We start from the raw sequence: 13,275 nt of genomic DNA, 5'->3' as shown, positions 1-13,275 counted from the left end.
GTCGCATTCGACTGAGGCGCAGCGGACAGTTCTGTCTCCAACTGCTTCTGACGCGCCTCTAGCTGGGCCATGCGGTCCTTGATCCGGTCCGCAGGCGTTCCTGCCAGAATGGCGTTGACCAGCACATCCTGATCCTTGATCACCTTGGCCAGTTCTTTCTTTTTATTCGCCGTATCGTCCGTTTTGGTCGCCGCAAGGCGGTTGCGCTCTGCGATGTATTCCTCGGCAAAGGCCTTCACCAATGCGGGATCCATCAAGTGATTGGTGAGCGCATTCAGGATCTGCCCTTCCATGTCCTGACGTGCGATCGTGGTCCGGTTGGTGCAAACCGACGTGCCTTTGTTGCGGGAGTTACTGCAGCCGAAGCGATCCAAGGAGACGGTGGAGAAGCCCCCACCGCAGCACCCGCATTTGATCAGCCCGCTGAACAAGAACCGGGGCTTGCGGCGCTCCCAGGCTTCGGTCTGTGTGTGCTTGATCTTGCGGCTTTGTTGTCGGGCTTTGACCGCGTCCCAGAGTTCTTGCGGCACGATGCGCAATTCCGGCACATCCTTGGTCTCCAGCTCAGCTTCGGATTTTGGTCGGGCCTGCCGTTTGCCATTCTGGGGGTCCTTCACGAACCCCTGCCGGTTCCAGACGCGGCGGCCAATATAGAGCTCGTTGTTGAGGATACCCGTCCCGCGCTTCGGGTTGCCGTGGATTGTAGATTTGTCCCATGACGGGCCGCGCGGTCCCGAAATACCTTCGCGGTTGAGCATGTCGGCGATCTTGTTCGGAGACATGCCATCGAGATACGCCTGAAAGATCCGCACCACGATCGGGGCCTGATCCGGGTTGATCGCCAGATCACCTCTGTTTAGCTCACCATCTTCGCGAAGGCTGCGCACGACATCATAGCCGTAGGCCTTGCCGCCAGCAGATTTGCCTTTCTGGATGCGCCCGCTGAGTCCCCGACGAGTCTTGGTCGCGAGGTCTTTGAGGAAAAGGGCGTTCATCGTGCCCTTCAGACCGATGTGCATTTCGTTGACGGTGCCCTCAGAAACGGTCTCGATCCCCACACCCGCAAAGGCAAGCGTCTGATAAAGATGCGCGATGTCCGCCTGATTGCGGGACAACCGATCAAGGGCTTCGGACAATACGATATCGAACCGACGGGCGGACGCATCGCTCTGCAGCCGCTGGATACCGGGGCGCATCATACTGGCGCCCGACGTGGCGTGGTCCTCGTATGTGCCGACGATCTCCCAGTCTTCGCGCGCGGCACGGGTGCGGCACAGCCGGATCTGGTCATCAATAGATGCGGCGTTCTGAAGGTCCGAAGAAAAGCGGGCGTAGATTGCAACGCGAACAGGTGATGTTGTCATTCTTCTTCTCCAATATGCCGAACTATTTCCTGGACGTGTCGTTCATATTTTTATCAAGCAAATCGGCCTCGTGATCCACCTGCGCCGCATCGCGTGCCAGTGCGCGGACCAGAGCCAAAATCTGAGCTTGATACTGTGATGCTACACGGGCTGAGGCAATACGCACGTTCGAAGGCATCGCGGTCGCAGGTGGTACCGCCGCTGGCACCTCCCTGTCGCGCGCATGTCTTTTCCGGTCCCGTGCCATTGGCCGAGGTCTCCTGCCCGTTACGGCGGTGAGCCGGACGGTTCAAATTGATGTGTTTTGTGACCGGATTTGGTCCGGGGGTGTGATCGTCAATATAGGGCATTGGGGTCCTCATGGGTTGTCGATAATGGTGCCAAAAGTCTTTTTTATGTGGATAAACAATGGGTTGGAAAAGTATGTCAAAAACTTAAAAGCGTAGGAAACGCAAAAAAATAGCCATTAAATTTCCAAAACCCAAAACCCGTTACTTTTCCTTCCTCAAAAAATCGAAAAAGGAATCACCTTGCTCTTTCTTGAAAAAACCAAAAAACCTCCTGCCTTTAAAAACACACAACTAAAAAAACTCAAAAACGAGAAACACCAAAAGAGCTTTGAAGAATAACTGCGGAGGGTCGTAAATAAGCGTATTCATGTTCAAGCCAAGATTTACAGCGATCATAAAGGCATCCTTTCACCTCTCCAGAACAGCTCTTTGCGGCCTTACCTACACCGCCCAAAGACGATGTGGATAGAAGTTGTTGATCAGCCCGAGATGGGTTGGTTGGGGTTTTCGCGCGCGGGTGCGGTGTTGGCCTCCGGTTCAACGGTGTTGTTGGCAATGTCTTGCAGCCAGTGATGGATGTCGCGCTCCCGCATGGAACGGCGTTTGACCAGATCGCGGGCCAGGCCTTCCAGAATATCGCGGTGCTGTGCGAGCAAAACACCGGCCCGCTGTTCTGCGCGGGTCAGTCGCTGGCGCACGCGGTCGCGGATCGCAGGTGTTTGTAGATGCACGGCCTCGGGTTCGGCATGCCAGACCAGCCCTTCAAACCCGAGGCCGAAGGTGGTTTCAAGGCGGATGGCCCATCGTGTTGCCAATGCAAGGTCAGACACGTCTTGTCCTCCCGCACCGGCCGAGACTTCGCCCAGAACCAGCTTTTCGGCAGCACGGCCTGCGAGGGAGTAGACAATCTCGGCTTCGATGTCTGACAGCAGGCTTTCATTCGGCACATTGCTGCGCTGGATTTGGCCTCCGTTTGTTGTGATGGAGATGCTTTGGATCATACCGAGCCCCAGCGCGGCACCCGACACTGCATGCCCCGCTTCATGGACCGCAATCCGCCACAGCACTTTTTCGTCCGCGCCGGTGGTCTCGATACCCATATTTTTATGCAGCATTTCAACATTCAACAACTTACGCGTGTGCCGAGCATCTGACCGCGCGGCGCGGATTGCAGCGTCAATATCTGCCGCGCTCCGACCGACAGCGAGATGCGACAGCGCCATCAAATCCGCGTCCGCAATATCCTCGCGCAGATGGTGGCGCAGGATGCCAAGGATGGCCTCTGCGTCGGGCAGCGGCACATGGATTTTGACGTCCATGCGACCGGCGCGAATAACAGCAGGGTCCATCCGTTCGGGGTGATTGCACGTGCCAATCACAACCACGCCTTCCTTTTGGGCGATGGAATCCATCTCGCCCAGAAATGCGTTGATCACCTGAATGCGATAATTGGAGGCGTGGCGATCTCCGTCTGAGCGCGATCCAACGGCATCAATCTCGTCGATAATCAGCACACTTGGGGCCAGCCGCCGTGCTTCGGCAAAGCTGTGCTTCATGGCCGCAAGCATCTCGCCCAGATGGCCTTTGGCCTGCCAATCCGCAAAGCTGGCGTTAACCGCCGCAATCTCTGCGCTGTTGGCAATTGCCCTTGCAAGATAGGTTTTGCCCGTGCCCGACGGGCCGCAAAGCAGCATTGAACGGCTGATCTCGTTCCACCCTGCTTTGCCTTGCTGCCACAGTAAAAGGTCATCGACGATCCGGCGTGCAGCGACAAGGGCAGGACTATCGCCTGCGAAGTCTTTCAGGCGCGGGCCGGATGATCTGGCGTCGTTGCGGATCATTGCATCTAAACGACGCACTGCTGACAGGGGCGTTGGTGCCCGTAAGGCCGCACAGGTATCAAGTGTGTCGAGATGGGCGAGATCGGCGTCATTCGGCAGGGCGGCATATAGCGCGTCCGGATCAGGGATTTGATCGCAGAGATGCCCCGCCAACATGTAAGTCATGAGAATTTCGCGCGATATTGCCGCAAAAGGTAGAATCTGCGGGACCGTCGCCACAAGATGGCGCGGCAGCGATACCCCGTTAGCCTGCAAGATCAAAACCGGTTCGATCCGGTCAAGATGCTCGGCAATCGCGATGTCAAAGCGGTCCTGCGCGTTCTTTGTGACACTGCCATCTACGATGTCCGGCGAGACAATTTGCCAACCTTCATGCGGAAAGGCCAATGCCAGAACGTCCTTCAGGCTGCGCATATCACTGGGGGTGATATCGCTGATGACCGTCAACGCGCCGCAGAGACGGCTTTGCTCATAGGCGCCTGACCCGTCGATTGTGGCGGAGATCCGGATCGTGGTCAGGAGCTGGCGCGCAGGGACATAGCGCGACGGCAGACTGGAGCATTCCGCCAATATCTCGGTCGTTTTGCCATCGTCAAAACGGGCAAATAATTCATCAAGTTCGGACAGCGGCTCCATCTTACGGACGGTGTCCGCGCTGTAAGGCGCAGGCACGCCATGATGGCGGCGTAAGGTGTCGATGGTGGCAAAGGCGAAATCGGCCCAAACGGGCTGGATGAAGTTGGATTGGGGCATAGCTGCGCCCTCCCTAATGAGTGGGTGTTAAGGCCCCAGGCTCAATGCCCGGGTTTGAGGTGTCTTTTAGTGGGGCGTTAGGCGACGCTACGGGTGATCCTCGCCTCGATATCGTTAAGGTGGGCAATGATCACATGCGTCAAGGAGCCATCGTAGACTTCCGAGATTACCCGGATCTGGCCGCGATAGCACGCAGGGTCGACAATGTGGTCAGGGTGCGACTGCTTCAACGCCTTATGCAGGCGTTTTTCCAGCGACATTGCAATTTGCCCTGTTGACACAGCAACGGTCTGTAAAACGGCGCTTGGCATCTCGGCGTTCACCCTCAGCTGATGGTGCAGACGGTTCCATGGAATGCGCGAAAATCCTACTTTGACCACCTCGCGGCCATTCTCGAGCGTGAAATGCATCGCGTAGATAAAGCTTGGCGCGGCAGGCCAATCGACCCCGCATTCTCCACAGCCAAAGCGCCCACTTTGCATATTGGCGCGCGCAATACGTTGCGTGTGGCCGCAATCCGCATGTTTATAGAGGCGATAGTTTGGGTTGCCTTGGGGGTCAGAGCCTATCAGATCCCAGCCCATCACCTGCGCCTCTGCAGCTTCGACTGCAGCATGGCAGATCTCGCAACGTAGACCGGTTTCGCCTGCCGCGACCCTTTTGATCAGCGCGAACTGGCGACTGATCTCATGCCCGCAAGCCATGCGGTAGATGCCGTAGTGGCGGTGCGCCGGATCGCGCTTGATGAACGTCCCCCCCGCGGCAGTCGCGTCCGCTTTCCAGGCCTGTTCCATGCAATTTTCGCAAAGCGGCTTGGCGCTCATCAGCGTGTAAAGGCGAGTTTTGTTGAGGTGACCGCACTCTTTGCACTGCAAGGCAATATGAAGGCGGTCCACAACGCGGGCGACAATATTAAACCCCTTTTTCTGTGCCTCTTCGATCCATTTGGGCTTGATCGCACCGGTGTGGATCGGAAACGGGAAGTCTGCGATTGTCATATGATTTGGTGTGTTAAACGTGTGCATAATGAAGTCCTCCGTAAAGATTAGAGAGAATGGCGACATGACAATAGGGCACCTGAATGGGTCAGATGTAAGTTGCCGCGGCGCGTATTGGTGGAAAATGGTCTGGCCTGTTACGGCCAGACTAAAGACTTAGGTAAGCGCCGGAGGATCGATTGAATCGTCGACTTCGACTTCATCATACCCATCGTAGGTAAGCAGGGTCGCCATCGCGTCAATGTGTGCCAATGCTTGCCCAAGCATGACATTGCGATGGCGCACAGCGGGACTGCTGCCTTCACACTGAAACAGGTCTTCGAAGTGCGGCCGCAAACTGTAGAGATACACAAATGTGTCCGGTTCTTCCGAGCCGATCAGATTTGTTAACAACAAAGACATGCGTTTAAGTGGTTTGTCGTGGTCGCATGTAAGTTCAAGAGACGCGATAGTTGACAGATGTGTCGTAACATCTGCAAAGGCCTCTTCAGCGTCCGTAAGCCAAGCTCTGAAAGCTGGGTTCCAGATATCAACTTCTTCGATTTCGCGTTCTGCTTCGATATGACGAGCGAGCGCCGGGAGCAAAGCGGCAAATGCATTTGCAAGGGATGTGGGATAATTTGAACAGTCAGCTTTAAGCGCCGCGACTTGCGTGGTAATGTTATAGTTAGTCATGATGATCTCCTAAGGATCTGAATGGTTAGGACGAAGGCGAGGGCTGCAACCCTTGCTTTCGTTCGACTAATATGCCATCACAACATTATGATGTCAACATCAAAATGTAAGGAAGTTCTATGGCACCCCCAAAAAAAGATACCGAGGCGCTAACACTTCGCCTTTCGCGTGATATGATTGAGGCACTTGATGACAGAAGGCGATCAGAGCCTGACCTGCCAACGCGCCCGGAGATGATCCGGCGGCTTTTAACAGAATGCCTCGCTCAGAAGACCTAAAACAATAGTCCGAACTTCACTGGAGTTGTGCCGTGATGTTCGGACTTATCAATCCTTCAGCAGATCATGGGCTAAGCAGATAGCGACTGCGTGGGTTTTGTTTTGGGCACCCAAACGGGAACATGCTTTTCTGATGTAGAACTTGACCGTGTTTTCCGTCAACTCAAGCAGAATTGCGGTCTCCCAAGCGGATTTTCCGTTTGCTGCCCACAGGAGAACATCTTTCTCTCGTGGTGCAAGGGTTACATTTGCAGGCAGGTGGATGCCCGAAGCAATTTCTTGATTGGTTCCTTTGGAGCCGATTTTGTCAGCTTTAAAGGAAGTCATGTTATTTACGAGATGCTGATTGAACTGATCAAAAGCAGGCATCTTGAAGTGATCCGGGAAGGCAACACGCGAGAGCATTGCCAAAGGGTCGTCGGACACTTCCATCCGAACTGGTGATCTGAATTGGGTGGACATCGCGAAGCCTCCATCGTGTTGAGAGGCTGACCGGCATAGAGCCGGGTGTTAGTAATCCCGCACACAGCACAGGACGCCACCATTTTTAGGCGAGCCCTGGACATGTATGGTGGCCACCCGGCCAAGAAAAATCCTGACCGGCCTGTGTGCTATTGGAGTTACTAAGCCCCACGTGCAGAATTTGCTGCGCCGCTTGACATATTTGGCATGCCGATATGCGTTCTTCAATGCTGAATACCTGCTTTATGCTGTATTTCCCGAAAAATGGACCTGTGCGAAAAATGCGTCATTGAGTTCACTCCATTCAAGGAGCCGTCGGATGCATATGAGAACAGCAACTTTCAGTGCCGCAATTTGCTTTTGTAGCTTCTTCTCTTCCTTTGTTGAAGCGCGTCCCGTGCAATGCCTTCTTCAAGTTGATGGCGGCGTCTACATTGACGGGGATTGCGATTTTAGGCCTCTCTCTGCAGGAGCTGGCGATTTCCAAATCACGGGCGCTGGCGGCAAATATTTTGCATATCTTTACGTCGAGGGTCCCGACCTGGGGAGCGGGCACTGGAATGGGGTGACTGGTGAGGTACGCGCGCATACGCCACTTGGCGCACTGCGCCGCGACGGGGCCTGTTGGACCAACGCGACCGTTAAACTGTGCGCATGGTGAACTGGTAGTCACCTCCCTAAATTTAACATCCATCAGAGTGGCATAGCGATCTTGTCCAAAGGGCAGCGTGCGGGAAGTTGCAGAGTCGCGCATGTCTTTTTGCCTCGAGAGCGACAAGTAAGAAGGAGATTGTCATGACCAAAAAAGCAGTATTTCAGCAAGGATATGAGATTCAACAAGAGGGCAATAAGCAGGTCATTTCTTTTGGCGGGGATGGACTTTCTTGGGCAGCGTATGTCGTTTTTCCAATTGCTGTTCCGTTTTTCCTTCTTTCGATTACTTTAGTTTTTCCCGCATCTTGGTGGCCGGTTCTTGTCGCCCTGATCCTCGGTTTTGCTTACCTCATCTACACGACGTTTCAGCGTCAATCCTTTACGCTGACGCCTTCGGGGATCGTTAAAGGCGGAGTGGAATACGATCTGGATCGGGTAACCGAGGTCTTCATCGACAATCCTCTAGATAAAAATGTGATGCTCACCGGACAGCCGATGTTTGTGTTCGGCGGCAGTGGGGTAGCCGGGGCTTCGTTTGCTGCGACGGGGGCCATGGCTAACGCAACGACCTCAGCTATGGCTGGCGCAAGTATTGCAATTGGCCGTTCCTCGGCAAAACGGCGGTATCGCGTGATGATCCGCTATGGCAGCAAGACCATAAAGCTTGGGCGCAACCTTAAGCAGGACCGCGCCATCGCACTCTTCAACCTTCTGACCACCGAGCAGAAGGTCGAAGCCTGAGAATTGCAGCGGGCCACTCCCGGTTAAGTCAGACGCCTCTCATCGAGGTAGCTGATGTCGCCCTTATTCCCAAATAAATTCCCATACAAAAAAAGGATCATCCTCATGATTTCTAGAACCGCTCTTATCCTTAGCTTCGGTGCCGCGATGTCTTCAGCCGCCTATGCCGAGACATATTCTAACCCTGATCCCATATGGTGGGGCCGCTTTTTCAACGCCGTAGAGAGCCAACAGCCCGATTTTGAGATGATCGCCAAAAAGGATCCGGCCTACATCGCTGCAAGCGAATTTGATCGCGACGAGGTGCTGACGCGACTTGTTGCAGAACTCAAACAACAGCAGGGGCGAATTGACGTCGGGAGTGCTGAGATCACGGTCACAATCAGCGCGACGCTGGGCGATTATAGCGCTCAAGCTGGGGGCTTTCCGTCAAGCGTGTTTGTCCCAAACATGCATCTGCCGATTGGAGTTCAAAAGCTCTTCTTCCGGAATTTTCACGATTTTCGCATTCTTTCTGCTACGCGTGATCAAGGGAAAGCTCTGCGCGACCGCATCGGCACACGGGCGCTGACTGCTGATGTGACGTTGACCAATATTCAGGCATCAACCACCCGACCGCGAGCCTTCGAGGCGTTCGTGAGCAAGGTGGTCTACACGGCCGCCGACGGTCTGGTTGTGGGCGAATTCACTGCGACTGAAGCCGCACCACTGCCTGCAAGCGTTGCAGCGGATCAGGTGGCAACCATCCGGTCAAAGATCATAGAGATGGCGGGCATCCCCCCGCTCGGCACGCCCTGGGCAGACGCGAGGGCCATTATCCAGTCAAGCTATCCACACAGCGCCAGCGATACGTATGCTTATACTGACAAGGGCAAGGTGATTGCATATCAGTATGATAATGGCACCACAGTCCTCGACGCACCGCACGAAGAAAATAAAGCTTTTCGCATCTATCTTCAGCAGACTGAAGGGGACTGGCGCACCACGAGGGGGTTCTCGGTGGATCTGAGCGCAGGCAATTCGGTTAGCGTTAAAGGAACTGGGCCGGGCCTTGCATGCTATACGCCCGGCGTAATCGATCGATGCGCAGTGCTTGAATTCTCCCCAGCAGACGGTGGTCACATTTTGACACGCGCTTACGGTGTCATCGAACTTGAACGCTCGGGAACGACGCGGGAGGCGGCGGAAGAGTTTGCGGGAGATAATATCGCTGCTTTTGACGCCTTTGGCGCACAGGTCGACTATGATGCCGACACCTTAAAGACGGGCGTTCTGGCGTCTTATTCGGGCGTCCGTGGTGTGTCTGCCTATGTCATGGGGGCAGGAGAAGACCGTGAGGGCGCGCCGCTGTATGATCCGCTTGAAAACACCACAGGACTCAATTCGGTCACTCGCGAGGTTGCATTGTTCGCCATCGATGGCGCACCAGATCGAATCCCGCTGCTGTTCGTGCTGCAATAAGTCTGAAAATTCGTGAGCTCACATCCTACTGCCCTTCAATAACCGGGCGGCAGGAATTACAAAGCTGATCACTTGGCATGACGTATATCTTTTTTCTGCAGACGATAATCTGAGGTCATGCTCGGTTGTCATCAGGAAAATTTCAGACCTTCTGCGGAGTATTCGTCTGTTATATTTGAAATTTGAGACTCAGGCGTAACAGTTTTCTGAGCGTGGGCTTGAGTCAAAAGCTTTGCATTCGGGAACATTTCGTTGAGCTGCTGGTTTAAATCGGGACGTTCAGCGAACGAGTCCTCATTAATAATGATCTTGCGACCCTTAGTCAGCCAATTGATATGTGCCGTGCGCGCCTTCGATAATGCGTTTCCAACAATTACAATCATAGGCGTCGGACCATCAACTTGCAGCAGGCTCGTGATTGCGTCGAAAGGTGTGCGCACCAGCAGACACGTGTCGGCGGGCTGAGGACCGATTATGCAAACCCCACCAGTTGAAGTCTCTCGGATCGGTGCGCGAGGATCAGCTTCCAGCAACATACGATCAAACCCGACTATTCTTCCCTTTGTATCGCAACGGGCAAATAGCAGGCCGTTATTTCCATCAACGCGCAGTGTATTTTGATGCCGTGCAACAGTGTCTTTAATGATCTGGGACGCATATGGATCTTTGATGGATGGTGCGACCATCCAGTCCTGTCGTCTGGCAGTGTGATCATCGCGCGAGGCCAAGCCACTCTGCCTTGTGCGTAGCACGAGGCGATAGCGTTCAAGATGTGTTGCCTTCGGCTCAGGCATGCGCGGCGGTCGCGTCGCCGTCAGCTGATGTTTCAGCGCTTTGATTTCGTTATTTTGTGATTCACGCATGGCAGCACGCAAGCCCTGAGCCGCAAAAAATCTCGCGCCTCTCAGCGTGACTCGCACCGCAATCCGTGCGCGCAATTGTTTACGCTTCAGATTATTGATTTGCTCACGGTATCCGGATTGAGCGACCTGCGCAGTTCCAGCGGACGCATTGCTGCGGGGGATAAACGTGCCAAGGCGCTTGCACATGGCGCCAAAGCTGAATGCGGCGCCCAGCTGGTTCGCCTGCATGAACCGCTGTGTTTTAATCTCGCGGATGCGCGCGCCGCTGCCTGCGGGCACATACTCCAGCCCCGCGTTCTTTAGACCGGAGTGGACCGAACGCCAATGGAGTGCCGTTTTCAATATTTTGCGCGCGAAGTCACGCAGGTTGGCGGTAAGATCGTTGCGTAAATAGCCTTGATTTGTAAGTCGGTGATGCTCTCTTACGGCCTTGCCATCTGGCCTCAGTCCTTGCGCGCGCTCTTGCGTTTTGCGGTCCCAGTGTTCTTGGGGCTTTGGGCAAAGTTCAATCTTGCCATTCACCAACGCGATATCGAACCGCCCTCGGTCTGCGGGCCAGCCGAAACGGTGTTCAGTTTGCCGACAAGCACGCTCAAGGCGTGCGTAATCGTTGCTGAGGGACAGACTTGCGCCCGTAGAGGGATGCACGCGGTTCAGGATGATATGAACATGGGTGCTATCTGTGTTACGGTGGACCGCAAGTATCGCCTGATGCTCCGAGGCTCCAATTTCGTTCAGCACCATCTGTGCAGCGGAAAGCAGATCATCATCACTGGGCCGTTCCGTTTCATGGAAACATAAGACGATGTGGCTACATGGTGCGCGGATCGGCGGGTTGAGTCCGGCAGTAAATGCCATTTGCGTAGATGCGTCCTGACAATCGCCGATGAGATTGAGCATCAGTATGGCAGAAGCTGTCCGAGACGCGTATTCAACCCGCTGTCGGAAAACGTTTGCCCCGTTGCCAGCCCACGATCGGTTAGGGATCACTTTTGCGAGCATTGATGTCCCCCTCGATCAGCGCCGTTTGCAGCAACGTGATGTCCGACACGATTGCCGCCAGTTCATCTTCAACGGCACTCGGAACATCCTTTTTTCCGAGAATGACGACACGCGCACCAATCTGACCGAGCCTACCTGATATCATTCGACGGAGATGCAAGCTGAGTTCGCCATTGCTGTTGATCAGATCTTTTATCCATGCCGACAGGCTGTCAAAGCCAAATCGGTTTGCGGACCGCCGGAACGATGACTTTTCTTCCGTGGTGCAGCGCAAGCAGATGCTCTCCGTCTGTCTGCGTTGGTTGGAGCGGGGCTTGGGAGTTTTTTCCTTTTCCATCAGCATCACACAACGCGGCCTTCAGTTCCGCCGAACTTGTTGAACAATTTCTCTGCATCAATCCGCTCTCTTTGCTTCTCTTCTTGCAGGCTGATCTCTAGTTCAAGTGGTGAAACGTCAGTCTCTTGATTGGTTATCGACAATCCTTTCTCGGGCAAATCTTTATTTTGCGGAGTTATAGCTTGGTTGCCTTTGGGTTTCGTTTTGGCTCGTGCGCCGGTCTTGGCAATGCGTTTTTTCGGGTCACGGAGATAACTGCGTAGGGTGCTTACGCTGAGCTTCGCGCCTTCTTCAGAAAGCCATTCGGCAATTTCTTGAAAACTGTATCCCTGCTCATTTACGGCTTGCAAGATTGCGTCTTTGTTCATTTGCACAACTTCGCGTGCAGAGAATGAAGTCTTTTCTTTGGCTGGTGCATCTGCAAGCTTTTTTGCAAATCGCGCCGCAGCGTCAATCGATATGATATTGATATTCTTGGGCATGTCGGTTTCCTTTTAATTACGACCGACTCTTTTACTATGGGCGATTCGCGAAAATTCAAAACAAGGTTCGCAATTTTTCTGTGGATTACGTAATTTTCTTGTGATTCAGATAATATCTGGAAGTGATCCATATGGGCCAAGTATTTCAATATTTCCAGATTTCCGAAAACAGCAGGGTATGCGGGCGGTCGGACCGCCTGATTTTATTGATATTCTTAGAAAGGTCTTATTGGAAAAATGGTGTCGTCAGCTTGATGGTTGAGCGATTGACTGCGCCGTCACAAAAAGCCCGCGCCTACAGCACGTAGTGATCTTGTTGGCATGGGTGTTGGCTTACATACTATGACCATGACCAAGCATGTCCCTAAATCCGGTTGCTCGGGCCGCCAACCGAGAGTGATCGGGATGTGGAAGAGGCTTACCGGATTGCGCTCAAATCGCTGATACGTCGATATCTCGAAACGCACGATGAGATCGCCGATCTGGACGACATGATCAAAACAATTGTCACTGACCTTGCTCCGGATCTGATCGCATGCAGCGGGGTCGGATTTAGCAGCGCGCCTCATTTATTGCTGACCGCAGGCGGCAATCCGGACTGGCTCAAATCCGAAGCCAGCTTTGCTGCTTTATGTGGCAATAGCCCGGTTCCGATATCATTGGGGAAAACGACGCGGCATCGGTTGAACCGAGGTGGCGATCGAGCAGCAAGCAGCGCTCTTAACATCAACGCAATTGGACGGTTACGTCTACCTTGATAACATCTTCATTGAACGGATGTGGCGCAGCCTGAAGCAGGAAGCGATCTATCTCGAAGAGATCACGATAACTTCCAAGCCCGGCGAGTCGTCAAAGTTTGGATGGCGTTCTACAACTCCAACCGGCCCCATTCCGCACTTGATTGGCGAACGCCGGACGAGGCATACTGGGTTAGTCGCGAAGAGCAAAAGAGCAGCATGAAACCTAAACCCGATGCACTCTAGAAAAGCTGTAAACCTGTCCAAAGTGGTGGATCCACTTCAATGATTGAGGTCGTCCAGATGTATCGCGGTGCGCCCGATCCCACGCCTGTTT

Annotated in this window: 11 protein-coding genes and 2 pseudogenes; 5 read left to right on the top strand and 8 right to left on the bottom strand. The window is 54.0% G+C overall.

The annotated features are described in order from the left end of the window. Positions 1-326 precede the first annotated feature (326 nt). The 5 genes and pseudogenes from OS189_RS18660 to OS189_RS15425 all read right to left on the bottom strand — a co-directional run. A pseudogene (locus OS189_RS18660) lies at positions 327-1,364 on the bottom strand (recombinase family protein); the annotation flags it as partial. A 769-nt stretch (positions 1,365-2,133) separates the two neighbouring features. Further along, positions 2,134-4,248, bottom strand: coding sequence for an AAA family ATPase (locus tag OS189_RS15445; RefSeq protein WP_267168233.1), 2,115 nt, complete (start codon positions 4,246-4,248; stop codon positions 2,134-2,136). 77 nt (positions 4,249-4,325) lie between these two features. Continuing rightward, on the bottom strand, positions 4,326-5,144 hold the full coding sequence (locus OS189_RS15440) for a GIY-YIG nuclease family protein (protein ID WP_267168232.1): 819 nt from the start codon (positions 5,142-5,144) through the stop codon (positions 4,326-4,328). Positions 5,145-5,402: 258 nt separating this feature from the next. Next, entirely contained in the window at positions 5,403-5,921 is a 519-nt protein-coding gene (locus tag OS189_RS15435; RefSeq protein WP_267168231.1) for a hypothetical protein, read from the bottom strand. Positions 5,922-6,247: 326 nt separating this feature from the next. Then, positions 6,248-6,661 carry a helix-turn-helix domain-containing protein gene (locus tag OS189_RS15425; protein WP_267168229.1) on the bottom strand — a complete coding sequence of 138 codons (414 nt, stop codon included), beginning with the start codon at positions 6,659-6,661 and terminating at the stop codon, positions 6,248-6,250. Positions 6,662-6,770: 109 nt separating this feature from the next. On the opposite strand from OS189_RS15425, the gene OS189_RS15420 reads away from it, so the two are divergent. The 3 genes from OS189_RS15420 to OS189_RS15410 all read left to right on the top strand — a co-directional run bounded on the left by OS189_RS15420 (position 6,771) and on the right by OS189_RS15410 (position 9,517). Next, positions 6,771-7,322, top strand: coding sequence for a hypothetical protein (locus OS189_RS15420; protein ID WP_267168228.1), 552 nt, complete (start codon positions 6,771-6,773; stop codon positions 7,320-7,322). A gap of 134 nt (positions 7,323-7,456) precedes the next feature. Beyond that, positions 7,457-8,056, top strand: a complete 600-nt coding sequence (locus OS189_RS15415) for a hypothetical protein (protein WP_267168227.1) — start codon at positions 7,457-7,459, stop codon at positions 8,054-8,056. A 54-nt stretch (positions 8,057-8,110) separates the two neighbouring features. After that, positions 8,111-9,517, top strand: coding sequence for a hypothetical protein (locus OS189_RS15410; RefSeq protein ID WP_267168226.1), 1,407 nt, complete (start codon positions 8,111-8,113; stop codon positions 9,515-9,517). A gap of 131 nt (positions 9,518-9,648) precedes the next feature. On the opposite strand, the gene OS189_RS15405 is transcribed toward OS189_RS15410, so the two are convergent. Genes OS189_RS15405 through OS189_RS15395 form a run of 3 tightly spaced genes read right to left on the bottom strand, consistent with a single transcriptional unit; the run spans position 9,649 to position 12,201 of the window. Then, a complete protein-coding gene (locus tag OS189_RS15405; protein WP_323380240.1) occupies positions 9,649-11,382 on the bottom strand; it encodes a relaxase/mobilization nuclease domain-containing protein in 1,734 nt (577 codons plus the stop codon). After that, positions 11,360-11,728, bottom strand: a complete 369-nt coding sequence (locus OS189_RS15400; protein ID WP_267168224.1) for a hypothetical protein — start codon at positions 11,726-11,728, stop codon at positions 11,360-11,362. Before OS189_RS15400 ends, OS189_RS15405 begins: the two co-directional genes overlap by 23 nt. After that, positions 11,725-12,201 carry a hypothetical protein gene (locus OS189_RS15395; RefSeq protein WP_267168223.1) on the bottom strand — a complete coding sequence of 159 codons (477 nt, stop codon included), beginning with the start codon at positions 12,199-12,201 and terminating at the stop codon, positions 11,725-11,727. The genes OS189_RS15400 and OS189_RS15395 overlap by 4 nt, the downstream gene beginning before the upstream one ends. Before the next feature lie 398 nt (positions 12,202-12,599). Here OS189_RS15395 and OS189_RS15390 point away from each other — a divergent pair. Next, a pseudogene (locus OS189_RS15390) lies at positions 12,600-12,950 on the top strand (transposase); the annotation flags it as partial. Between the two features lie 30 nt (positions 12,951-12,980). Beyond that, positions 12,981-13,184, top strand: a complete 204-nt coding sequence (locus OS189_RS18730) for an integrase core domain-containing protein (RefSeq protein WP_416237488.1) — start codon at positions 12,981-12,983, stop codon at positions 13,182-13,184. Positions 13,185-13,275 lie beyond the last annotated feature (91 nt).

Source organism: Sulfitobacter sp. F26169L, assembly GCF_026410285.1.
In the GTDB taxonomy this organism is placed as follows: Bacteria; Pseudomonadota; Alphaproteobacteria; order Rhodobacterales; family Rhodobacteraceae; genus Sulfitobacter.
Note: the sequence above shows the minus strand (reverse complement) of the source record. Positions and strands in the feature narration are given on the sequence as shown.